This window comes from Streptomyces sp. Y1, assembly GCF_041053115.1.
Taxonomy (GTDB): Bacteria; Actinomycetota; Actinomycetes; order Streptomycetales; family Streptomycetaceae; genus Kitasatospora; species Kitasatospora rubellomurina.
This window is the reverse complement of the sequence record NZ_CP163445.1, coordinates 2,573,809-2,595,716: the sequence shown is the minus strand read 5'-3', so window position 1 is coordinate 2,595,716 and position 21,908 is coordinate 2,573,809. Positions and strand designations below refer to the sequence as shown.

The 21,908-nt window shown below is 71.6% G+C and carries 18 protein-coding genes and 5 tRNA genes; 13 read left to right on the top strand and 10 right to left on the bottom strand.

Annotated elements, in window-relative coordinates; all coding sequences use genetic code 11:
• The first annotated feature begins 128 nt into the window (after positions 1 to 128).
• Positions 129 to 1,733 (top strand): citramalate synthase, encoded by a 1,605-nt coding sequence (gene cimA / locus AB2U05_RS10855; protein WP_045704806.1) that lies wholly within the window; start codon positions 129 to 131, stop codon positions 1,731 to 1,733.
• Between the two features lie 97 nt (positions 1,734 to 1,830).
• Here the strand turns inward: cimA and AB2U05_RS10850 are convergent, their stop codons facing one another.
• The 8 genes from AB2U05_RS10850 to AB2U05_RS10815 all read right to left on the bottom strand — a co-directional run bounded on the left by AB2U05_RS10850 (position 1,831) and on the right by AB2U05_RS10815 (position 12,881).
• Positions 1,831 to 2,415, bottom strand: coding sequence for an ATP/GTP-binding protein (locus tag AB2U05_RS10850; RefSeq protein WP_369183104.1), 585 nt, complete (start codon positions 2,413 to 2,415; stop codon positions 1,831 to 1,833).
• A complete protein-coding gene (locus tag AB2U05_RS10845) occupies positions 2,396 to 2,998 on the bottom strand; it encodes a DUF742 domain-containing protein (RefSeq protein WP_369185938.1) in 603 nt (200 codons plus the stop codon). The genes AB2U05_RS10850 and AB2U05_RS10845 overlap by 20 nt, the downstream gene beginning before the upstream one ends.
• Positions 2,999 to 3,297: 299 nt before the next feature.
• Positions 3,298 to 3,711 (bottom strand): roadblock/LC7 domain-containing protein, encoded by a 414-nt coding sequence (locus tag AB2U05_RS10840; RefSeq protein WP_030291361.1) that lies wholly within the window; start codon positions 3,709 to 3,711, stop codon positions 3,298 to 3,300.
• Positions 3,712 to 3,721: 10 nt separating this feature from the next.
• A complete protein-coding gene (locus tag AB2U05_RS10835; RefSeq protein ID WP_369183103.1) occupies positions 3,722 to 7,054 on the bottom strand; it encodes a nitrate- and nitrite sensing domain-containing protein in 3,333 nt (1,110 codons plus the stop codon).
• 426 nt (positions 7,055 to 7,480) lie between these two features.
• Positions 7,481 to 8,059: an ATP/GTP-binding protein gene (locus AB2U05_RS10830; RefSeq protein ID WP_369183102.1), complete on the bottom strand. Its 579-nt coding sequence runs from the start codon at positions 8,057 to 8,059 to the stop codon at positions 7,481 to 7,483.
• The gene (locus AB2U05_RS10825; protein ID WP_045706034.1) at positions 8,040 to 8,465 is read right to left on the bottom strand and encodes a DUF742 domain-containing protein; all 426 of its coding nucleotides are present in this window, start codon (positions 8,463 to 8,465) and stop codon (positions 8,040 to 8,042) included. The genes AB2U05_RS10830 and AB2U05_RS10825 overlap by 20 nt, the downstream gene beginning before the upstream one ends.
• A 164-nt stretch (positions 8,466 to 8,629) precedes the next feature.
• A complete protein-coding gene (locus tag AB2U05_RS10820) occupies positions 8,630 to 9,043 on the bottom strand; it encodes a roadblock/LC7 domain-containing protein (protein WP_030291361.1) in 414 nt (137 codons plus the stop codon).
• Positions 9,044 to 9,053: 10 nt separating this feature from the next.
• Positions 9,054 to 12,881: a nitrate- and nitrite sensing domain-containing protein gene (locus AB2U05_RS10815; protein ID WP_369183101.1), complete on the bottom strand. Its 3,828-nt coding sequence runs from the start codon at positions 12,879 to 12,881 to the stop codon at positions 9,054 to 9,056.
• Between the two features lie 638 nt (positions 12,882 to 13,519).
• Between AB2U05_RS10815 and AB2U05_RS10810 the strand changes: the two genes are divergently transcribed.
• The 8 genes from AB2U05_RS10810 (at position 13,520) to AB2U05_RS10775 (ending at position 17,000) form a co-directional block, all read left to right on the top strand.
• The gene (locus AB2U05_RS10810) at positions 13,520 to 13,738 is read left to right on the top strand and encodes a hypothetical protein (protein ID WP_045708680.1); all 219 of its coding nucleotides are present in this window, start codon (positions 13,520 to 13,522) and stop codon (positions 13,736 to 13,738) included.
• Positions 13,739 to 13,954: 216 nt separating this feature from the next.
• Positions 13,955 to 14,755 (top strand): fumarylacetoacetate hydrolase family protein, encoded by an 801-nt coding sequence (locus AB2U05_RS10805; protein ID WP_045702595.1) that lies wholly within the window; start codon positions 13,955 to 13,957, stop codon positions 14,753 to 14,755.
• The gene (gltX, locus tag AB2U05_RS10800) at positions 14,748 to 16,247 is read left to right on the top strand and encodes a glutamate--tRNA ligase (RefSeq protein WP_369183100.1); all 1,500 of its coding nucleotides are present in this window, start codon (positions 14,748 to 14,750) and stop codon (positions 16,245 to 16,247) included. The genes AB2U05_RS10805 and gltX overlap by 8 nt, the downstream gene beginning before the upstream one ends.
• Positions 16,248 to 16,484: 237 nt before the next feature.
• Positions 16,485 to 16,556 (top strand) — tRNA-Gln (locus AB2U05_RS10795).
• 49 nt (positions 16,557 to 16,605) lie between these two features.
• A tRNA-Glu gene (locus AB2U05_RS10790) sits at positions 16,606 to 16,678 on the top strand.
• Between the two features lie 27 nt (positions 16,679 to 16,705).
• Positions 16,706 to 16,778: transfer RNA gene (locus AB2U05_RS10785), tRNA-Glu, on the top strand.
• 25 nt (positions 16,779 to 16,803) lie between these two features.
• A tRNA-Glu gene (locus tag AB2U05_RS10780) sits at positions 16,804 to 16,876 on the top strand.
• Positions 16,877 to 16,925: 49 nt separating this feature from the next.
• A tRNA-Gln gene (locus AB2U05_RS10775) sits at positions 16,926 to 17,000 on the top strand.
• Positions 17,001 to 17,155: 155 nt separating this feature from the next.
• Here the strand turns inward: AB2U05_RS10775 and AB2U05_RS10770 are convergent.
• Positions 17,156 to 17,869, bottom strand: a complete 714-nt coding sequence (locus AB2U05_RS10770; protein ID WP_030306825.1) for an IclR family transcriptional regulator — start codon at positions 17,867 to 17,869, stop codon at positions 17,156 to 17,158.
• Positions 17,870 to 18,100: 231 nt separating this feature from the next.
• Here AB2U05_RS10770 and leuC point away from each other — a divergent pair, with 231 nt between their 5' ends.
• From leuC to AB2U05_RS10750, 4 genes are all read left to right on the top strand, one after another.
• Positions 18,101 to 19,522, top strand: a complete 1,422-nt coding sequence (gene leuC / locus AB2U05_RS10765) for a 3-isopropylmalate dehydratase large subunit (protein ID WP_045702567.1) — start codon at positions 18,101 to 18,103, stop codon at positions 19,520 to 19,522.
• 5 nt (positions 19,523 to 19,527) lie between these two features.
• A complete protein-coding gene (leuD, locus tag AB2U05_RS10760; protein WP_045702565.1) occupies positions 19,528 to 20,124 on the top strand; it encodes a 3-isopropylmalate dehydratase small subunit in 597 nt (198 codons plus the stop codon).
• A 341-nt stretch (positions 20,125 to 20,465) separates the two neighbouring features.
• A complete protein-coding gene (locus AB2U05_RS10755) occupies positions 20,466 to 20,654 on the top strand; it encodes a hypothetical protein (protein ID WP_045702607.1) in 189 nt (62 codons plus the stop codon).
• Positions 20,655 to 20,787: 133 nt separating this feature from the next.
• Positions 20,788 to 21,498: an HU family DNA-binding protein gene (locus tag AB2U05_RS10750; RefSeq protein ID WP_045702563.1), complete on the top strand. Its 711-nt coding sequence runs from the start codon at positions 20,788 to 20,790 to the stop codon at positions 21,496 to 21,498.
• A gap of 161 nt (positions 21,499 to 21,659) precedes the next feature.
• Here AB2U05_RS10750 and AB2U05_RS10745 read toward each other — a convergent pair whose 3' ends face one another.
• Positions 21,660 to 21,881 (bottom strand): hypothetical protein, encoded by a 222-nt coding sequence (locus tag AB2U05_RS10745; RefSeq protein ID WP_045702562.1) that lies wholly within the window; start codon positions 21,879 to 21,881, stop codon positions 21,660 to 21,662.
• Positions 21,882 to 21,908 lie beyond the last annotated feature (27 nt).

Below are 21,908 nucleotides of genomic sequence, written 5' to 3'. Positions count from 1 at the left end.
GACCGGCCGACAGCCCCCACGAAGGGCTCGGGGACACCGGGGCCGCGCGCGGGATGCTGGACAGTGGAGCCGGGACGAAGAATCCGGCAGAGCAGTACGAACCTCCCCGAAACGGAGAACCAGAGGTCATGACCGAGGTCAGCCGTACCGACGACAGTTTCCACGTCTTCGACACCACCCTGCGCGACGGCGCGCAGCGCGAGGGCATCAACCTGACGGTGGCGGACAAGCTGGCCATCGCCCGGCACCTGGACGACTTCGGGGTGGGCTTCATCGAGGGCGGCTGGCCCGGGGCGAATCCGCGGGACACCGAGTTCTTCGCCCGCGCCGCCGCCGAACTGGACCTGAAGCAGGCCCGGCTGGTGGCCTTCGGCGCCACCCGCCGGGCCGGCGGCAAGGCGGCCGAGGACCCGCAGCTGGCGGCGCTGGTCGCCTCCGGCGCCCCGGTGGTCACCCTGGTCGCCAAGGCGCACGACCGGCACGTCGAGCTGGCGCTGCGCACCACGCTGGACGAGAACCTGGAGATGATCCGGGACAGCGTCGAGTTCCTGCGCTCCCAGGGCCGGCGGGTGTTCATCGACTGCGAGCACTTCTTCGACGGCTACCGGGCGAACCGCGAGTACGCCCTCGCGGTGGTCCGCACCGCGCACCGGGCGGGCGCGGACGTCGTGGTGCTGTGCGACACCAACGGCGGGATGCTGCCGGCCGGCGTGCGGGACACCGTCGCGGACGTGCTGGCCGCGACCGGCGCCCGGCTGGGCATGCACGCCCAGGACGACACCGGCTGCGCGGTGGCCAACACCCTGGCCGCGGTGGACGCCGGCGCCACCCACGTGCAGTGCACGGCGAACGGCTACGGCGAGCGGGTCGGCAACGCCAACCTGTTCCCGGTGGTCGGCGCGCTGGAGCTGAAGTACGACCGGCGGGTGTTGCCGGAGGGTCGGCTGGCCGAGATGACCCGGATCTCGCACGCGATCGCCGAGCTGGTCAACCTCGCGCCGTCCACCCACCAGCCGTACGTCGGCTACTCGGCCTTCGCGCACAAGGCGGGCCTGCACGCCTCCGCGATCAAGGTCGACCCGGACCTCTACCAGCACACCGACCCCGAACTGGTCGGCAACACCATGCGGATGCTGGTCTCCGACATGGCCGGCCGCGCCTCGGTCGAACTCAAGGGCAGGGAGCTCGGCTACGACCTCTCCACCGACCGGGACCTCGCGGGCCGGGTGGTGGCCCGGGTCAAGGAGCAGGAGAACCTCGGCTACACCTACGAGTCCGCGGACGCCTCCTTCGAGCTGCTGCTGCGCGACGAGGTGCGCGGCAGCCGGGACCGCTTCTACACCCTGGAGTCCTGGCGGACCATCAGCGAGCAGGGCCCGAAGGGCTTCACGGGCAACGAGGCGACGGTCAAGCTGTGGGCCAAGGGCGAGCGCCGGATCGCCACCGGCGAGGGCAACGGCCCGGTCAACGCCCTCGACCAGGCGCTGCGGACGGCCCTGGAGGGAATCTACCCGCCGCTGGCCGGCTTCGAGTTGGTGGACTACAAGGTCCGCATCCTGGAGGGCCAGCACGGCACCGGATCGAAGACCCGGGTGCTGATCGAGTCGACCGACGGCACCGCGACCTGGTCCACGGTCGGCGTGGCCGACAACGTGATCGCCGCCTCCTGGCTGGCACTTGAGGACGCGTACACCTACGGCCTGATCCGGGCCGGCCTGGAGCCGGCGGAGTAGTACCCCCGAACACGCCTGCGGCCCACGGGACTTCGCCAAGTCCCGTGGGCCGCACTGCTACTCGCGCACTCGCCCCGCAGGCGGCTCGGCGCGGGTGTCAGCGGAGTCGGGCCAGGAGGGCGTGTTCGACGAGGGTGATGAGGGCGCTCTTGGCGCTGTCGCGGCGGCGGGCGTCGAGCGTGATCACCGGGGTGTCGGCGCCGAGTTGGAGGGCTTCGCGGACTTCGTCGGGGGTGTGGGGCTGGTGTCCGTCGAAGCCGTTGAGGGCGACGACGAAGGGCAGGCCGCTGTTCTCGAAGTAGTCGAGGGCGGGGAAGCAGTCGGCGAGGCGGCGGGTGTCGACGAGGACGATGGCTCCGATGGCGCCTCGGACGAGGTCGTCCCACATGAACCAGAAGCGGTCCTGTCCGGGGGTGCCGAAGAGGTAGAGGATGAGGTCTTCGTCGAGGGTGATGCGGCCGAAGTCCATGGCGACGGTGGTGGTCGTCTTGCCGGAGACGTGGCTGATGTCGTCGATGCCGGCGGAGGCCGAGGTCATGACGGCTTCGGTGCGCAGGGGGTTGATCTCGGAGACGGCGCCGACGAGCGTGGTCTTGCCGACACCGAAGCCGCCCGCGATGACGATCTTCGCGGAGGTGGTGGCGCGGGTGGGGGCGGCCGCGTTAGAGCTTGCGAAGTCCACTGAGGACCCTTTCGAGCAGCGTGACGTCGGGCTGGTTTCCGGATTCGCCCCCGGATGCGGGCTGGTGGATGGCGACCAGGCCGGCTTCGGCCAGGTCGGCGACGAGGATGCGGGCCACTCCCAGCGGGAGGGAGAGCAGGGCCGACACCTCCGCGACGGACTTGACCTCCGTGCACAGCGTGCAGATCCGCTGGTGCTCGGGGAGCAGGGTGGCGAGGCGCTGCGGGTCGACGTCGGCGGAGACCAGGGCCTCCAGCGCGAGTTCGTAGCGCGGCCGGGTGCGGCCACCGGTCATCGCGAACGGCCGGATCAGCGGGCCGGCGTCCGGTTCGTCGTCGAACTCCTCGACGTGCCCGGGCTCCTGGGCCGGCCGCCGGTGGCTGGGCGCCCGGCCGGGTGCCTGGCCGGGGACCGGGGCGGGCGCGGGGGCCGGGTAGCCGGGGGCCGCGGCGTCGAAACCGGGCTGCGGCTGGCCGAACTGCTCGTACTGGCCGTACTGCTCGGGCCGGCCGTGCTGGCCGTGCTGGCCGTACTGCTCGGGCCGGCCGTACTGCTGGTGCTGGCCGTACTGCTCCTGCGGCATTCCGTAGGGGGCCTGGGGCTGCCCGTACTGCTGCCGGTCGTATCGCTGACCGTGGCCGGCGCCCGGGTCTCCGAAGGCGTCATGGCCTGTGCCGTACGGAATCCCGTATTGGCCGCTGCGGTCGTCGGGCGGTGTCACGGTTCCTCTCCTCACAGGGTGCGGCGGTGCGGTGCTGGCTCCGGGTGTGGTCCGGAGCCGGTGGTGCGAAGGCCGTACAACGTCCGAACCCGAGCCCGCCGAAGCGGGCCCGGGACGGACGCGGAGGTGCTTCGAATACCTGGACGGTATCCGACGAACCGTCAGTGCAGGAGACTGCCCTGGAGTTCCGCGCGGAGTGCGGGGGTGAGGACGGCGCCGGCGCGGTCGACGAGCAGGGCCATCTCGTAGCCGACGAGGCCGATGTCGGAGTCGGGTGCGGCGAGGACGGCGAGGGCGGAGCCGTCGCTGATGGCCATCAGGAAGAGGAAGCCTCGTTCCATCTCGACGACGGTCTGGTTGACCTCGCCGCCCTCGAAGATCCGGCTGGCGCCGGAGGTGAGGGAGGTGAGGCCGGAGGCCACGGCGGCGAGCTGGTCGGCACGGTCCCGGGGGAAGCCCTCGGACATGCACAGCAGGAGGCCGTCCGCGGAGACCACCACGGTGTGGGACACCCCGGGGGTGTTGTCCACGAAATTGGTGATCAGCCAGTTCAGGTTCTGTGCGGCCTGGCTCATCTGGGTCAACTCAACGCTCCTGGTGGTTCGAGCCGCCGAAGAGATCGGTGCTTCGGTTCTGTCCGTTGCCGGACTGGTCTACCTGATCGGGGTCGATCCGGAAGCTTCCGGTGTTGCCGACGCTGCGGCCCTGCTCCACGCCGCGGCGCAGGTTGGTGAGACGGCCGCGGACCTCCTCCGGGTTGCGGGAGACTGCCGGCCCGTCCATCGGGGTGGGCTTGGCGTTCCCGGGCACCAGGTTCTGCTTGGGCACGCGCCGCGGCAGTCCGGAGTCGGTGGTGCCGCTGGAGGCGGGCTCGCGCAGCTGCTCGGCCCGCTGCCAGTCGCCGTCGTTGGGCGACTGCCAGGGGGAGGCGGTCGGGCCGGTCGGGCCGTATCCGCCGAGGGCCGACACGTCGTGGCCGTCGCGCGGCTCCTGGACGGCCGAGGTGTCCTTGGCACCGGCGAACCAGTTCGGGCTGTCGCCGGACGGGACGGCGCCGGCCGGCGCGGAGCCGAGGCCCCCGCCCGCCAGCTGCTGGCCGGGGCGGCGCTGCGGCAGCCCGGACGGCAGGGTGGTGGTGGGCTCGGCGGCCGGCAGGGCGGGCGGCTCCGGGGCGTACGGGTGGCCGGCCGGGGCTTCCTGGGCCTGCTGACCGTACTGGTCCTGGCCGTGGTAGCCGTCCTGCTGGTAGCCGCCCTGCTCGTAGCCGTACTGGTCGTCGGCGTAGGCGGCGTTCTGGTCGTAGCCCTGCTGCTGCGGGTACGGGTCGTACCCGTCCTGGGCGTAGCCGTCCTGCGCGTAGCCGTACTGGTCGTCGGCGTAGGCGGGCTGCTGCTGGTAGCCCTGCGGGGCGTACGGGTCGTAGCCCTGCTGGTAGTCCTCCTCGACCTCGGCGTCGAGCACCGGGTCGTGCGGGCCGCTCTCCAGGGCCGCGCGGCGGACCTGGTCGAGGCGCTGCGAGCGCTGGACGGCCTCCAGGGCCGGGCTGAACCCGCTGGAGCCGGCGTTGCCGGCGCCCGTGAGGTGGTCGTCGAAGCCCAGCTCGGCGGCGCTGCGGGCGCGGCCGTCCTGGGGCCACTGGGAGGTCGGCTCCTGGTCGGCGAAGATCCGGGAGACGGTGAACTGCTCCTCCGGCTCCGGGGCCGGGCCGGACTGGGTGACGAACGGCGGGAGCATGACCAGCGAGGTGGTGCCGGCCGACTCGCCGGAGGGGCGGAGCTGGACGCGGATGTCGTGCCGCTGGGACAGCCGGCCGACCACGAACAGGCCCATGCGGCGGGAGATGGTGGCGTCGACGGTGGGCGGCTCGGCCAGCTTCTCGTTGATCTCGGCGAAGTCGTCGGCGGTGAGGCCGATGCCCTTGTCGTGGATCTCGACCAGCACCCGGCCGTCCGGCAGGCGGGTGGCGTTGACCAGCACCCGGGTCTGCGGGCTGGAGAACGAGGTGGCGTTCTCCAGCAGCTCGGCGAGCAGGTGGACGAGGTCGGTCACGGCGGCGCCGACGACCTCGACCTCCGGGATGCCGGAGAGCTCGACGCGCTCGTACTGCTCCACCTCGGAGGCGGCGGCGCGGAGCACGTCGACCAGCGGCACCGGGGTGTTCCAGCGGCGGCCGGCCTCCTCGCCCGCGAGGACGAGCAGGTTCTCACCGTTGCGGCGCATGCGGGTGGCGAGGTGGTCCAGCTTGAAGAGGTTCTCCAGCTGGTCCGGGTCGGCCTCGTTGTTCTCCAGATCGGTGATCAGCGCCAGCTGGCGCTGGATCAGGCTCTGGCTGCGGCGCGACAGGTTGGTGAAGATCGCGTTGACGTTGCCTCGCAGCAGCGCCTGCTCGGCGGCGAGTTCGACGGCCTGCCGGTGGACCTGGTCGAAGGCCCGGGCGACTTCGCCGATCTCGTCCTTGCCGTGCAGCGGGATCGGCGTCACCGAGGTGTCGACCCGGTCGGGGTCGGTCTTGGAGAGCTTCTCGACCAGGTCCGGCAGGCGGTGGTCGGCGATCTCGAGGGCGGCGTTGCGCAGGGTGCGCATGCCGAGGACCATCGAGCGGGCGACGTAGCCGGTCATCACACCGGCCAGGACGAGCGCGACGAGGACGATGCCGGAGTTCAGGATGGCGTCGTAGAGCGCGTTGTCCTTGAGGTTGCGGGAGTCCGTGAGGACGTCGTTGAGCAGCGCGACTTCGGTGTTCCGCAGCGCCTGGATGTGGGTGTTGGCGGCCTGGTTCCAGTTGTCCGGGGTCAGACCGGCGGCGACGACCTCGGCGAACGCGGCGTCGGCCGCGGCCTTGCCCTTGCCCTGGCCGATGGCGGCGGCCTCGGCGTAGTTGGCGGCGATGGCCAGCAGGCTCTGCATGTTCGGCGCGGCGCCGTTGGGCATCTTGTAGGCCGAGCGGTCCTGGGCGGTGGCCAGGGCGACCTGCGCGTCCGCGTACTTGCGGGCGTCCTCGGGGGCGCTACCGGTGTTGAACTCGTTGAGCGAGACCTGTTCCAGCTTCTCGGAGACCAGGATCTGCTGGGTCATGTCCTGGTTCTCGTACCGCGTGGTCGTGCCCTGCGCGGCGCCGATCAGGATGTTCAGCATCAGCGCGCGCTCGGACGAGGCGGCGGCCTTGGCCAGCGACATCGCGTAGATCGCGCGGCCCTTGCTGGTGGCGTTGGAGGAGCCGTTGCCGACCGAGTTGTCGAAGGCCAGCAGCGGGGAGAACATCGTCGAGTACGCGTTGGCGGTGGCGCTGGCGAACAGCTCGCCGCTGTAGGCGTTGGCCCGCAGGTGCGGGAGGTCCGCGACGAGGATCTGGAAGGCCTCGTGGCGGCGCGGCAGCTCGCCGGACTTGTCGGAGGCCTCGTAGGCGGCGTTGTACGCCTTCAGGGCGGCATCCGTGTCCGCGCGGCGCTTGGCGACCTCGCCGTTCGGGTCCTGCTTGGTCATCAGGGGTATCAGCGTCTTGTCGCGCTCGTTCTCGAGCGCCTCGGCGAGCTCGGTGGCCGCCTTGGCGAGCTCGGCGGTCTTCTCGGCCCGGGAGGCCTTGATGAAGCCGTCGATCGAGGTGTTCACGCGGAGGCCGCCGAAGACGATGCTGATGATCACGGGGATCAGCAGGATCGCGATCAGACGGGTCGGCACGCGCCAGTTGCGCGGGCGGAGGAAGTCGTAGCGGCCGGCGCCGTCGTCGCCCCGGGCCTGCGCGCCGCCGGTCCGGAGTTCCTTGGGCTTGGCCGCGGAATCCGGTGCGGGCGCGGTCTGGCCGCGCTCCTCGGCGGGGGTGAACGCGGAGAATCCGGCCGGGGCCGCTGCGCTACCGTTCGGCTCGCTCTGGCGGGGCTCGGAGCGCCGCTGCGGGGCGGGTTGCTGCTTACGCCTCACTCGACAACTACCTCTCGGCCGTCTGACGGCCATGGATCAATCCAGCGCTACCCCCGTGCCCCGGGCCCGGCGCCGGATGCGGGCCGACACGAGAACGACAGGGGTAGCTGGAATTTCAGCACGTGCGGGGATACGGGACAAACAGCCGCCGGTCCGGGCACGCGTCGGCACAATACGGACATTCATTGACATGACGGAGCAAAACCGTGGTCATCTGGCGCTGAACGGCGCTGATTAGCCACACTGAGTCATTGTTGATCACCAAATGCCTACCGAACTGTTATCGGCTGCTTATACACGGGCCTTGCGCGGGCCTCCCCGAGGACACCGGCCGTTCGGCACGACAGCCCCGGTACCCCGTCCGACCGGACGGGGTACCGGGGCTGCTGCTCGTGCACTCGCCCCGCAGGCGGCTCGGCGCGGGTGTCAGCGGAGTCGGGCCAGGAGGGCGTGTTCGACGAGGGTGATGAGGGCGCTCTTGGCGCTGTCGCGGCGGCGGGCGTCAAGGGTGACGACCGGGGTGTCGGCGCCGAGTTGGAGGGCTTCGCGGACTTCGTCGGGGGTGTGGGGCTGGTGTCCGTCGAAGCCGTTGAGGGCGACGACGAAGGGCAGGCCGCTGTTCTCGAAGTAGTCGAGGGCGGGGAAGCAGTCGGCGAGGCGGCGGGTGTCGACGAGGACGATGGCTCCGATGGCGCCTCGGACGAGGTCGTCCCACATGAACCAGAAGCGGTCCTGTCCGGGGGTGCCGAAGAGGTAGAGGATGAGGTCTTCGTCGAGGGTGATGCGGCCGAAGTCCATGGCGACGGTGGTGGTCGTCTTGCCGGAGACGTGGCTGATGTCGTCGATGCCGGCGGAGGCCGAGGTCATGACGGCTTCGGTGCGCAGGGGGTTGATCTCGGAGACGGCGCCGACGAGCGTGGTCTTGCCGACACCGAAGCCGCCCGCCACGACGATCTTGGCCGACGTCGTGGCCCGGGCGGGTCCGTTAGAGCTTGCGAAGTCCACTGAGGACCCTTTCGAGCAGCGTGACATCGGGCGTTCCGCCCGACTCGCCCGCGGCGGCGGGCTGGTGGATGGCGACGAGACCGGCCTCGGCAAGGTCGGCGACGAGGATGCGGGCGACCCCGAGCGGGACGCCGGCCAGTGCGGAGATCTCCGCGATGGACTTGACCTCACGGCAGAGGTTCACGATCCGGGCGTGCTCCGGCAGCAGCCCGCCGGTCCGCTCGGCCGAGCCGGTGGTCGAGATCAGTGCCTCGATGGCGAGCTGGTACCGCGGGCGGGTCCGGCCGCCGGTCATGGCGTACGGACGGACCAGCGGCTGCTGCTCGTAGCCGTCGGACTGCTGCCCGCCGTAGCCGCTGCCGTACCCGTTGCCGTACGGGCCGGCGGGTGTCGAGGGCGGGGTCATGGGTCCTCCTTGTGCTGCGGCCTTGGGCAGCCGGTTCCAGCTGGGGCGGTGCCAGCTGAGGCGGGATCAGCTGCCTGAGGGTAGCTGAGGGTGAGGCGCCGGGGCCGGTCGGGTCGGTCCCGGCGGGGAGGTGGGACGGGTGGGTGGAGCCGTGCGGAGCCCGGTCAGTGCAGGAGACTGCCCTGGAGTTCCGCGCGGAGTGCGGGGGTGAGGACGGCGCCGGCGCGGTCGACGAGCAGGGCCATCTCGTAGCCGACGAGGCCGATGTCGGAGTCGGGTGCGGCGAGGACGGCGAGGGCGGAGCCGTCGCTGATGGCCATCAGGAAGAGGAAGCCTCGTTCCATCTCGACGACGGTCTGGTTGACCTCGCCGCCCTCGAAGATCCGGCTGGCGCCGGAGGTGAGGGAGGTGAGGCCGGAGGCCACGGCGGCGAGCTGGTCGGCACGGTCCCGGGGGAAGCCCTCGGACATGCACAGCAGGAGGCCGTCCGCGGAGACCACCACGGTGTGGGACACCCCGGGGGTGTTGTCCACGAAATTGGTGATCAGCCAGTTCAGGTTCTGTGCGGCCTGGCTCATCTGGTTCAACTCAACGCTCCTGGTGATCTGCGCCGTTGCCGTCGCTCCGGCCACCGAAACTATCGAATCCGGGCTGCTGCGCACCATGGTGCGAGCCGACCTGGTTGGCAGACTGCTCGGCGCCCGCCCGGCGGCCCTGCTGGATGCCGCGGCGCAGGTTGGTCAGCCGGCCGCGCACCTCCTCGGGCGCCCGGGAGACCTGCGGACCGGTCAGCGGCGAGGACTCGGCGGTGCCGGAGACCAGGTTGGCCTGCGGGGTGCGCCGGGGGAGGCCGGACAGGGTGACGCCGCTGGTCGAGGGCTCGCGGACCTGCTCCGCGCGGCGCCAGCGCTCGTCGTTGGCGGACGGACGCCACGGCGCCTCGCCGGGGCCCGGCTGCGGCTGCGGCGGGGCCTGCCGGCCCTGCGGCGCCGGAGCCTGCTGCGGCTCGGCCGGCTGCTGCGCGGTCGGCTGAGGGGCCTGCGGCTGCGGCTGGAACTCGGCCTGCGGCTGCGGCCGGCGGGGCTGCCGCGGCTGCTGGGGCCGCTGCGGCTCCGCGAAGCCCGGCGCCGAGGTGCCGGGGCGGCGCGGCTGGTACTGCTGCGGACGCTCCTGCTGCGGCTCGGCCTGCGGGTTCCAGGGCTGCTCGCCGGTGGCCTCGGAGGGCCCGGTCGGCAGCGCCATCGGCTCCGGGCGGAACTGCGGCTGCGGCTGCTGCGGCGCGGGCTGCTGGGCCTGCTCCGGGCGTACCGGCTCCGGACGGGCCGGGTTCGGCACGTTCGGCAGCACCGGCTCCACCAGGCCGAGGCCCAGCGGGTCGCGCGGGTCGATCTGGCTGGCCTCGAAGCGCGGCCGGGCGAACTGCTGGGTGCTCTCCACCGGCGCCGGCTCGGCCGGGGGCAGCGGCTGGGGCTGCTGGGGCTGCTGCGGCGGCTGAGGCTGGCCCTGCTGCTGCGGCAGCTGGGGCTGGCGACGGCGCTGCTGCGGCCCGTCCGGGCCCGGGCGCTGCGGACGGCGCGGCCCCTGCGGGCCGGGCTGCTGCTGTCCGGGCTGGCCGGGCTGGCCGGGCTGACCCGGCTGGCCGGGCGCCTGCGGACCGGCCTGGCCGGGACGGCGCTGCGGCAGGCCGCCCTGCTGCGGACGCTCGCCGGGGCGGGCGCCCTGCTGCGGCGCGTCGGGGCGGCCGTGCTGCGGCTGCTCGCCGGTGCGCGGGCCGGGACCGCCGGGCTGCTGCTGCCCGGGCTGGGGCTGTGCGGCCTGGGGCTGACCGGGCTGCTGCTGACCGGGCAGTGGGCGGCCGCGCCGGGGCAGGCCGTTCGGGCCGGTCTGCGGGGGCTGCTGGGCGGACGGCTGCGGCTGGCCCGGGCGGGCCTGGCCGCGCTGCGGCTGCGGCGGGACGGGGCGGCCCTGCGGCCGGCCCTGGCCCTGGCTCTGACCGGCGCCCTGCTGCGGCGGGTTCTCGCGCAGCGACTGGCCGACCTGACGGGTCGGCAGTCCGCCGGCGCGGCCACCGGGCGCACCCGGGCCGGCCGGCGCACCGGGGCCCGCCGGAGCACCGGGAGCACCGGGAGCACCGGGAGCACCCGGACCGGTCGGAGCGGCCGGGCCGCCCTGGCCGAGCTGCGGGCGACCGCCCTGCGGGGCACCGCCGGCCGGGCCCTGGCCGAGAGCGGCCGGGCCGCTCTGGCCGGGCGCCATCTGACGCTGCTGGCGCGGCGTCGGGGCGATCCCGCGCTGCTGCTTGGGCTGCTGGCCGCCGGCGCGGCCGCCGGGGCCGGCGGGGCCGCGGCGGTCGGCGGAGTTGGTGACGTCCACCGGGAGCATGACCAGCGCGGTGGTGCCGCCGGAGTCGCTGGGGCGGAGCTGGATCCGGATGCCGTGTCGCAGGGACAGGCGGCCGACCACGAAGAGGCCCATGCGGCGGGAGACCGAGACGTCCACCGTCGGCGGGTTGGCCAGGCGCTCGTTGATCTCGGCGAGGTCGTCCGGGCTGAGGCCGATGCCGGTGTCGTGGATCTCGATCAGCACCCGGCCGTCCGGCAGCGCGTGGCCGGTGACCCGGACGCGGGTCTGCGGGCTGGAGAACGAGGTGGCGTTCTCCAGCAGCTCGGCGAGCAGGTGGACGAGGTCGTTGACGACGCGGCCGGCGACCTCGGCGGACGGCACCGAGGCCAGCTCGATGCGCTCGTACTGCTCCACCTCGGAGGCGGCGGCGCGGAGCACGTCGACCAGCGGGACGGGCCTGGTCCAGCGGCGGCCCGGGTCCTCACCGGCGAGGACGAGGAGGTTTTCGCCGTTGCGGCGCATGCGGGTGGCGAGGTGGTCCAGCTTGAAGAGGTTGGCCAGCTGGTCCGGGTCGGCCTCGCGGCTCTCCAGTTCGGAGATGAGCGACAGCTGGCGCTGGATGAGGCCCTGGCTGCGGCGCGACAGGTTGGTGAACATCGCGTTGATGTTGCCGCGGAGGAGGGCCTGCTCGGCGGCGAGGCGGACGGCCTCGCTGTGCACCATGTCGAAGGCGTGGGCCACGTGGCCGATCTCGTCGGCGGAGTCGACGGCGACGGGCTCGACGGTGGTGTCGACGTCGTGCGGGTCGCTCTCGGAGAGCGTCTTGACCAGCTCGGGCAGGCGCCGCTCGGCGACGTCCTCGGCCGCGGACTGCAGACGGGTCAGCGAGCGCACCATCGAGCGGGCGATCAGCGCGGCGCCGCCGAGGGCGAAGAGCAGCACCAGGGCGACGGCGGCGGCGATGATCAGCGCGTCGGTGTCGGCCTGCGACTGGAGGTCCTGGGCCTTGCCGTCCAGGTTCTCCAGCAGCTTGGCCTCGATCCGGCGCTCAGCGGTGATCTTCGCGCTGATCTTCTCGTACCACTCCTTGTAGCCCACCGGGTCGGTCTGGTGGATGCCGTTGGTCTGGAGGATCGAGTGCGCGTAGCGGTCGGCGTCGGCGATCACCGTGTTGTAGCTGAGCTGGCTGCGCAGGTTGTCCAGGTCGTGCGCGGTGTAGATGTTGTTGAAGCCGATGAGCGCGTTGTCGTAGGACGTGCGCAAGCGGATGCCGAAGGACTCGTCGCTCGCGCTGAGGTCCGGTCCCTTGGGGTTGGCGAGCGCGGCGCTGACCAGGGCGCGCTGCTGCGAGGTGACGTTCTTGGCGAGCGAGAACTGCTGCAGCGCCCGGGTCGCGACGACCAGGTCCTTGTTGTTCGACGCGAGCGCGATGTCCTGGGTGAGGCCCAGCAGGTCGCGGATGATCACGTCGTAGGCGGTGATCGTCGACTGGATGTTCTGGTTGTTCTGGTACGGCGAGTTGCGCGCCTCGGAGATGGAGTTCAGGTCCCTGCGGATCTGGAACAGCAGGGCCTTCCCGCCGGAGAGCTCGAGGTTCTCGAACTTGTCCGAGGAGGCGGTGAACGCGCGGTTCAGGTCGTCGGTCGTCTTGCGCGCGGTGGTGACGTCGTCGTCCAGCGGCGCGGTCGGGTCCTTGGTGATCGGACCGGCGCTGATGTCGCGCTCGTTCTGCAGGGCGTCCGCGAGGTTGGTCGCCTTCTTGGCCAGGTCCGAGAGGTTGGCCATCTGGGCGAGGTTCTGCGAGTTCTCCATCGAGGTCTGGATGCGCAGGCCACCGAGGACCAGCGAGACCAGGACGGGCAGCGCGAGCAGCGCGATCAGGCGGGTGCGGATGCGCCAGTTGCGCATCCGGAACCGGCTGATGCCGGTGGCGCGGCGCCTGGTCAGGGTGGTCCGGAGCTTGTCCCGGGTGGACTTGCGGTCCTGGCCGTCGCCCTCCGGGTGACCGACCGCGTCGGGCCCGGCCGGCTCGGCCGGGCCGCCGGGGGCAGCCGCCTGCTGAGGGGCGGCCACGGGCTCGTGCGACTCCTGGTCGCCCGCGGCGCCGCTACCCCTTTTGAAACGTCCCTGCACTGGCGTCGCAACCTCTGGACCGGGCGTCCCGCCGCGTCGCCGCGATCTGGACGGTGTCGAGTTTCCATCCGCACCCCGGCCGGTCCGGGAGAGCGGGTCGCCGCGGTGGACTGCTCCCTACCCACGGTCCGTGGCATTCCAGCACAGCCTTGGACTCCCAACAAGGGCCGCCAGCCGTGGCCGCCGAACGCTACCGACCGCGTGCGCGGTTTCACTGACTGTACGGTAACCGGACCGGAATACCGCCTTTTTCGGACACTCGCCTGATACATGCCAACCGGGGTCTAGATCGAAAAGAGTCGCAGACCTCATGGAATGCCCGAAATGCGCAGGATGTCGGAATTATCCGATGCGGCGATATGTCGGAAATCGGGCTTTTGATTCACAATTTGTGAGCAAAATCACAGCTCAATGTGTAGCTTTGGTCACGGCCTCTGTGGAATGAGATCTCGTAACCTGGCTGTCTCCGGAGCACGGCCCCGATCAGCCTGCCCAGAACCCCTCCGAATAATCGGAATCACTCAGGCCGGTGCCGATCCGCCGCGGATCCGCCCGGCCGCGACCACGAGGTGCTCTCGATGTCCCAGGCGAAGAAGGCCACCAAGTCCACGCTGTCCAGCGGCTCCACGGCGAACCCCCGCCGGACCACGCTGGCCTCGGTCGCGGACTTCAGCCAGATCCCGGGCGCCCGCAAGCCCGAGGACGCGGTGACCTACTCCACCGAGCTGCCGGCCGTCACGGCCAACCCGCGCCGCACCCAGCTGGTGGTCGCCCCGGTCGTCACCCCCCGGGACTGACCCCACGCGTTCCCGCCGGAGGGTGCCCCCGTCGCTGACGGGGGCACCCTCCGGCGCATCCGGCCGAGACCGCGCTGAACAGGGGCAAACGGGTCGGCGGGGCCCCCACGCGATAGCCTGGACGACGATTGACGGGGCCGCGCCCAGCTCGGGCGAGGCGCCCACCAGCGCCCGGGGGCGCCCCGGGCGGCCGACGAAGCGAGGGGTAGCCCAGCCGTGCGCATTGCCAGGTTTTCCGTCCGGGAAGGGAGCCCTGCCGCCGGCACGGTCTCCTTCGGCGTCGTGGAGGGCGACCCCTCCCAGCCCGAGTCGCTGGTCGTCCACGCGCTGGCCGGCCACCCGTTCGGCCAGCCCCAGCCCACCGGCGAGAGCTACCGCTTCCAGGACGTCCGGCTGCTCAGCCCGATGCTCCCGAACAAGATCGTGGCGGTCGGCCGCAACTACGCGGCGCACGCGGCCGAACTGGGCAACGACGTCCCGGACGTCCCGCTCACCTTCTTCAAGCCCTCCACCTCGGTGATCGGCCCGACCGAGAGCATCGCGTACCCGCCGTTCTCCTCGGACGTCCAGCACGAGGCCGAACTCGCCGTGGTGATCGGCCGGATGTGCCGCGAGGTGCCGCTGGAGCGGGTGCCCGAGGTGGTCCTCGGCTACACCTGCGCCAACGACGTCACCGCGCGCGACGTCCAGCAGCGCGAGGGCCAGTGGGCCCGGGCGAAGGGCTTCGACACCGCCTGCCCGCTGGGCCCGTGGATCGAGACCGACCTCGACCCGGCCGACCTCGCCGTCACCTGCACGGTCAACGGCGAGCTCCGGCAGGCCGGCCGCACCTCCCAGATGGTCCGCTCGGTCGCCGAGCTGATCGTCCACATCTCCGAGGCCATGACGCTGCTGCCCGGCGACGTCATCCTCACCGGCACGCCCGCAGGGGTGGGCCCGCTCAACGTCGGCGACGAGGTCGCCGTCTCCATCGAAGGCATCGGCACTCTCACCAACAAGGTGATCAAGCGTGGCTAACACTGACCCGGTCGTCCGGGTTCGCTTCTGTCCGTCCCCGACCGGCAACCCCCACGTGGGCCTGGTCCGCACGGCCCTCTTCAACTGGGCCTACGCCCGCCACAACGGCGGCAAGCTGGTCTTCCGGATCGAGGACACCGACTCCGCCCGCGACTCCGAGGAGTCGTACAACCAGCTGCTCGACGCCATGCGCTGGCTCGGCTTCGACTGGGACGAGGGCCCGGAGATCGGCGGCCCGCACGAGCCGTACCGCCAGTCGCAGCGGATGGACATCTACGCGGACGTCGCCCGCCGCCTGCACGAGGCCGGCCACGCCTACTACTGCTACTGCAGCACCGAGGAGCTGGACGCCCGCCGCGAGGCCGCCCGCGCGGCCGGCAAGCCCTCCGGCTACGACGGCCACTGCCGGGACCTGACGGACGACCAGGTCGCCGTCTACAAGCTGGAGAAGCGCGAGCCGATCCTGCGCTTCCGGATGCCCGACACCACCATCTCCTTCGACGACCTGGTGCGCGGCACGCTCACCTTCGAGCCGGAGAACGTGCCGGACTACGGCATCGTCCGGGCCAACGGCGCCCCGCTGTACACCCTGGTCAACCCGGTGGACGACGCCCTGATGGGCATCACCCACGTGCTGCGCGGCGAGGACCTGCTGTCCTCCACGCCGCGGCAGATCGCGCTGTACGCGGCGCTCGCCGAGATCGGCGTCGGCGACGGCGGCACCCCGCGCTTCGGCCACCTGCCGTACGTGATGGGCGAGGGCAACAAGAAGCTCTCCAAGCGCGACCCGCAGGCCTCGCTCAACCTGTACCGCGAGCGCGGCTTCATCCGCGAGGGCCTGCTCAACTACCTGTCCCTGCTGGGCTGGTCGCTGGCCGAGGACCGGGACATCTTCAGCACGGACGAGCTGATCGCGGCCTTCGACATCGCCAAGGTGAACTCGAACCCGGCCCGCTTCGACCTGAAGAAGTGCGAGGCGATCAACGCCGAGCACGTCCGCCGGCTGGCCCCGGAGGACTTCGTCCGGCGCCTGGTGCCGTACCTGCAGGCCCCCGGCCTGCTGCCGGCCGAGCCGACCGCCGAGCAGCTGGACCTGCTCGCCCGGATCGCGCCGCTCACCCAGGAGCGGATGGTCGTGCTGAGCGAGATCGTGAACATGGCCGGCTTCCTGTTCGTCGACCCGGCCGACTTCGCCGTCGACCCGGACGACGCCGCCAAGGCGCTGACCGCGGACGCCCGCCCGGTGCTCGAGGCCAGCATCAAGGCGCTGGAGGAGCTGGCGGACTTCACCCCGGAGCCGATCCAGGCCGCGCTGCGCGAGGCGCTGGTGGACGGGCTGGGCATCAAGCCCAAGTTCGCCTTCACGCCGCTGCGGGTGGCCGTCACGGGCCGCCGGGTCTCGCCGCCGCTGTTCGAGTCGATGGAGCTGCTCGGGCGCCCCGAGACGCTGCGCCGGCTGCGCTCCGCCCTGGACGCCCTGCCGACCGCCTGAGGCACCGGCTGAACAGCCCGCGGGCCCGGCCTCGTGCCGGGCCCGCGGCGCACCCGGAGGTCGTCCGCCGGCCTCCCGGCCGCTGCCTGGGGTTATCGATTTTGGAGCCAGGCCAGACGTCGGGTAATGTTCTTTCTGCGCCGCCCGGGAGGGAACGGACGAGGGAGCGAAAGCCCCCCGCCGGGACCGAACGAGAGGCGCAACGCCCGAGAAGAGCTCGCAAGGGTTCAACTCTGGTGGGGTATGGTGTAATTGGCAGCACGACTGATTCTGGTTCAGTTAGTCTAGGTTCGAGTCCTGGTACCCCAGCGCTGTACGATCGGAGACGATCGCACCGCAGTGACAAATGAAGATCCAAGCCCCCGTTGTGTAGCGGCCTAGCACGCTGCCCTCTCACGGCAGTAGCGCCGGTTCGAATCCGGTCGGGGGTACTGGTCCCGCAAGGGACCGCCTGGAAAGCCCCCGTTGTGTAGCGGCCTAGCACGCTGCCCTCTCACGGCAGTAGCGCCGGTTCGAATCCGGTCGGGGGTACTGATCTCGCAAGAGATCGCCAGGAGCCCCCGTTGTGTAGCGGCCTAGCACGCTGCCCTCTCACGGCAGTAGCGCCGGTTCGAATCCGGTCGGGGGTACTTCAGAGCAGGAAGCCGATGGGCTCGCCCATCGGCCCTTGCTTTGTGTTGGGGTATGGTGTAATTGGCAGCACGAGTGATTCTGGTTCATTTAGTCTAGGTTCGAGTCCTGGTACCCCAGCCAGAAAGAGGAAAGGCCCCGGTTCCCGGGGTCTTTTTGTTTTCCCGGATCTTTCTCCGCGACTTCGGCGCGGAAACGCCGAGGGCCCCGCTCGACTCCGAGCGGGGCCCTTCCGGTTTTCGTGGGGGCGGGTGGGGGATTCGGCCGGCCCGGCCGGTTCAGCTGCGGCGCAGGGCCTCGGTGAGCCGGTTCGCGGCCTCGATGATGGCCTGGGCGTGCAGCCGACCCGGGTGGCGGGTCAGGCGCTCGATCGGGCCGGAGACGGAGACGGCGGCCACCACGCGGTTGGAGGGGCCGCGCACCGGCGCGGAGACGGACGCGACGCCGGGCTCGCGCTCGCCGATCGACTGGGCCCAGCCGCGCCGCCGGACGCCGCTCAGCGCGGTGGCGGTGAAGCGGGCGCCCTGCAGGCCGCGGTGCAGGCGCTCGGGTTCCTCCCAGGCCAGCAGGACCTGGGCGGCCGAGCCGGCCTTCATCGGCAGGGTGCTGCCGACCGGGACGGTGTCCCGCAGGCCGGAGAGCCGCTCGGCGGCGGCGACGCAGATCCGCATCTCGCCCTGGCGGCGGTAGAGCTGGGCGCTCTCGCCGGTGACGTCGCGCAGGTGGGTCAGGACCGGGCCCGCGGTGGCGAGCAGCCGGTCCTCGCCCGCCGCGGCGGAGAGTTCGGACAGCCGGGGGCCGAGGATGAAGCGCCCCTGCATGTCCCTGGTGACCAGGCGGTGGTGTTCGAGTGCGACGGCGAGCCGGTGGGCGGTGGGGCGCGCCAGACCGGTGGCGGCGACCAGCCCCGCCAACGTGGCGGGGCCCGACTCCAGTGCGCTCAGCACCAGAGCGGCCTTGTCGAGAACGCCGACGCCGCTAGAGTTGTCCATGCGATAAGACTGCAGTCTCATTCCGCGAGACGCAAGTTCAATCTTCCGGGAAAAGCGCCACTCTGGAGGCAGCAGCCCGGGAGACATCCAGGATGTGGCCTCGCCCGAGTGTCCGCATCGTGGACAGCGATCCGGCGTGCAGGTCCGCGGACGCGCCCCGATCCGGGCGGCGGACGCTTTGACCCCGATGACACGAGAAGGCCGGCAACGCGGCCGGCTGGAGGGATTCCGATGGGACGGACACTCGCTGAGAAGGTCTGGGACGACCACGTCGTACGGCGCGCGGAAGGCGAGCCCGACCTCCTGTTCATCGACCTGCACCTGCTCCACGAGGTCACCAGCCCGCAGGCCTTCGACGGCCTCCGGCTGGCCGGTCGCACGGTCCGCCGCCCCGACCTGACCATCGCCACCGAGGACCACAACACCCCGACCCTGGACATCGACAAGCCGATCGCCGACCCGGTCTCCCGGGTCCAGCTGGAGACCCTGCGGCGCAACGCCGCCGAGTTCGGCGTGCGGATCCACTCGCTGGGCGACGTCGAGCAGGGCGTGGTGCACGTGGTCGGCCCGCAGCTCGGCCTGACCCAGCCCGGCACCACGGTGGTCTGCGGCGACTCCCACACCTCCACCCACGGCGCCTTCGGCGCGCTGGCGTTCGGCATCGGCACCAGCCAGGTCGAGCACGTGCTGGCCACCCAGACCCTGCCGCTGGCGCCGTTCCGGACCATGGCGATCACCGTCGAGGGCGAACTGCCCGAGGGCGTCACCGCCAAGGACCTGATCCTGGCCGTCATCGCCAGGATCGGCACCGGCGGTGGCCAGGGCTACGTCCTGGAGTACCGCGGCTCGGCGATCCGCGGCCTGTCGATGGAAGCCCGGATGACCGTCTGCAACATGTCCATCGAGGCCGGCGCCCGGGCCGGCATGATCGCCCCGGACGAGACCACCTTCGCCTACCTGGAGGGCCGCCCGCACGCCCCGAAGGGCGAGGACTGGGACGCCGCCGTCGCGTACTGGCGGACCCTGGTCACCGACGAGGACGCGGTCTTCGACCACGAGGTCTTCATCGACGCGAACGAGCTGACCCCGTTCGTCACCTGGGGCACCAACCCCGGCCAGGGCGCCCCGCTCGGCGCCGACGTGCCGGACCCGGCGGACTTCGCCGACCCGCAGGAGCGCCTGGCCGCCGAGAACGCCCTCGCGTACATGGGCCTGGAGCCCGGCACCCCGCTGCGCGAGGTCGCCGTCGACGCCGTCTTCGTCGGCTCCTGCACCAACGGCCGGATCGAGGACCTGCGCGCCGCCGCCGCCGTCCTGGCGGGCCGCACGGTCGCGGACGGCGTGCGGATGCTGGTCGTCCCCGGGTCCGTCCGGGTCGCCCTGCAGGCCGTCGAGGAGGGACTGGACAAGGTGTTCACCGCCGCCGGTGCCGAATGGCGGCACGCCGGCTGCTCGATGTGCCTCGGCATGAACCCCGACCAGCTGGCCCCCGGCGAGCGCTGCGCCTCCACCTCGAACCGCAACTTCGAGGGCCGGCAGGGCAAGGGCGGACGCACCCACCTGGTCTCCCCGCAGGTCGCCGCGGCGACCGCCGTCCTGGGCCGTCTGGCCGCACCGTCCGACCTGAGCGCCAACGTGGCTGTGGAGGCCTGAGAACCATGGAGAAGTTCACCACCCACACCGGCCGGGCCGTCCCGCTGCGCCGCAGCAACGTGGACACCGACCAGATCATCCCCGCCCATTGGCTCAAGAAGGTCACCCGATCCGGTTTCGAGGACGGGCTGTTCGAGGCCTGGCGCCGGGACGAGTCGTTCGTCCTGAACCGGCCCGAGCGCCGGGGCGCCACCGTCCTGGTGGCCGGCCCCGAGTTCGGCACCGGCTCCTCGCGCGAGCACGCCGTCTGGGCGCTGCAGAACTACGGCTTCCACGCGGTGATCTCCAGCCGCTTCGCGGACATCTTCCGCGGCAACTCCCTGAAGAACGGCCTGCTGACGGTCGTCCTGCCGCAGGAGGCCGTGGAGCGGCTCTGGGCGCTCACCGAGAGTAACCCTTCGGCCGAGATCACCGTTGATCTGGAGAACCGCGAAGTGCGGGCCGAAGGCGTCACGGAGAGCTTCGAACTGGACGACAACGTCCGGTGGAGGCTGCTCAACGGCCTGGACGACATCAGCATCACGCTGCGGAACGAGGACGAGATCGCGGCCTTCGAGGCGAGCCGCCCCGCGTTCAAACCCCGTACCCTGCCCGTGGTCTGAGTTCCGTTCAGATCCGTCATTCCGACGATCCACCGGATGGCCCGCGCCCCCCTCGGGGGGGCCGGGCCATCCGGCGTTGCGGACCGCGAGTTACCGCCGGGCCCTTCCCCGGATTGCCCATTCGGCTTTGCCGAACAGGGGCCCGCGCAAGTACAACTACGGGTAGATGGCACAATCAGTACATGCACCGGCACCATGAACCACCGTACGCGGGCGGCGAACCCGCGTCCGAGGACTCCATGGGCCGGCGATCCGAACGCCGAATTGACGATCGGCCGGACGTCACCTCCGCGCCAGCTGAGGGATCGGACGACCAGGAAGTCGCAGCGCTCTACGCGCTCGTGGCCGAGCGGTTGAAGCAAGCTCACGCCCGCGTGCATGCGCTGAACGTGTCTGCCGATGCAAAGACCGCTCTCACCCGTCAACTGCTCATCGTCACCGAGACCGCCAAGCGCGATCTTCCGGAGGCGGCACGGCGGTTGAGTCGCTTTGTACATGACCTCGACGAGGGGCTCCCGCCGCTCCGCTGAGGTCGCCGACGCGCAAATCCATTGCGACACTAGGGTGATTCGCGCGTTTGGTAATTGAAAGTCCGCAGATACATACCTAACGTGCGAAAAGAACGGATGGAATCATCCGGCGCCCGTTTCCGAAGGGGAAGACGTGAACAAGGCTCAGCTTGTCGAAGCGGTGGCCGAGCAGCTGGGCGGTCGCAAGGCTGCCGCAGAGGCCGTCGACGCAGTGCTCGACACCATGGTCCGTGCCGTTGTGGCCGGTGACCGGGTTTCGGTCACCGGGTTCGGCACCTTCGAGAAGGTGGAGCGCTCCGCGCGCTTCGCCCGCAACCCGCAGACCGGCGAGCGGGTCAAGGTCAAGAAGACCGCCGTCCCGCGCTTCCGCCCGGGCCAGGGCTTCAAGGACCTGGTCAGCGGCAGCAAGAAGCTGCCGAAGGAAGGCCCCTCGGTGAAGAAGGCCCCCAAGGGCTCGCTCACCCCGGGCAAGAGCGGCGTCGCCGCCACCCCGGCCGCCAAGCGCGCCGCCACCAAGCGTGCCGCCGCTGCCGCCGCCCCGGCCGCGACCAAGAAGACCGCCGCCAAGAAGGCGACGACCACGGCTGCAGCCAAGAAGACCACGGCCACCGCCACCAAGAAGGCGACCGCCACCAAGAAGACCACCGCCGCCGCCGCGAAGAAGACCACCACGGCCGCCGCGACCAAGAAGACGGCCGCCGCCAAGAAGGCGACGACCACGGCTGCCGCCAAGAAGACCACGGCCACCGCCGCCAAGAAGGCGACCGCCACGGCCAAGAAGACGGCGCCGGCGAAGAAGACCGCCACCCGCAAGACCACCGCGCGCAAGACCTCGGCCAAGTAAGGTCCCGCGCGGGCTCGTCCCCCGGACGGCCTTCGGCTGGAGAGCCGCGGCAACCCCCTTTCCGCGAACAGCGGAGACCGGGCGCCGCGGCTCTTTCGGTTTCCGGGCGCTCGGTCAGGATTCGACGGCGCGCGGCGGCCGGGGGCTCCCGTGGAGGATGGCTACCGCTCGGTGGGGTCGGGGAAGGTCTGCAGCGTCACGAAGACCACCCGGCGGGCCTCGCCGGTGCCCTCGGTGCGGATGCGCACCCGCTGGCCGGGGCGCAGCAGCCGCAGGCCGCCGGCGTCGAAGGCGGCCGCGTCGAACGGCACCGGGGTCCCGTCGTCGAGCAGCACGGAGCCGGCCCGGGTGGCGGGGTCGAAGGTGAACGCGGTGGCCTGCATGCGAGCAGCATAGCGATCGGGGTGCCG

Excerpts from the sequence above, each read along its gene's own strand:
- cimA (WP_045704806.1), top strand. The coding sequence starts at position 129 with ATGACCGAGGTCAGCCGTACCGACGACAGTTTCCACGTCTTCGACACC.
- AB2U05_RS10845 (WP_369185938.1), bottom strand. The coding sequence starts at position 2,998 with ATGCCGCAGGAGCAGTACGGCCAGCACCAGCAGTACGGCCGGCCCGAG.
- AB2U05_RS10840 (WP_030291361.1), bottom strand. The coding sequence starts at position 3,711 with ATGAGCCAGGCCGCACAGAACCTGAACTGGCTGATCACCAATTTCGTG.
- AB2U05_RS10825 (WP_045706034.1), bottom strand. The coding sequence starts at position 8,465 with ATGACCCCGCCCTCGACACCCGCCGGCCCGTACGGCAACGGGTACGGC.
- AB2U05_RS10820 (WP_030291361.1), bottom strand. The coding sequence starts at position 9,043 with ATGAGCCAGGCCGCACAGAACCTGAACTGGCTGATCACCAATTTCGTG.
- AB2U05_RS10810 (WP_045708680.1), top strand. The coding sequence starts at position 13,520 with ATGTCCCAGGCGAAGAAGGCCACCAAGTCCACGCTGTCCAGCGGCTCC.
- AB2U05_RS10770 (WP_030306825.1), bottom strand. The coding sequence starts at position 17,869 with ATGGACAACTCTAGCGGCGTCGGCGTTCTCGACAAGGCCGCTCTGGTG.
- leuC (WP_045702567.1), top strand. The coding sequence starts at position 18,101 with ATGGGACGGACACTCGCTGAGAAGGTCTGGGACGACCACGTCGTACGG.
- leuD (WP_045702565.1), top strand. The coding sequence starts at position 19,528 with ATGGAGAAGTTCACCACCCACACCGGCCGGGCCGTCCCGCTGCGCCGC.
- AB2U05_RS10745 (WP_045702562.1), bottom strand. The coding sequence starts at position 21,881 with ATGCAGGCCACCGCGTTCACCTTCGACCCCGCCACCCGGGCCGGCTCC.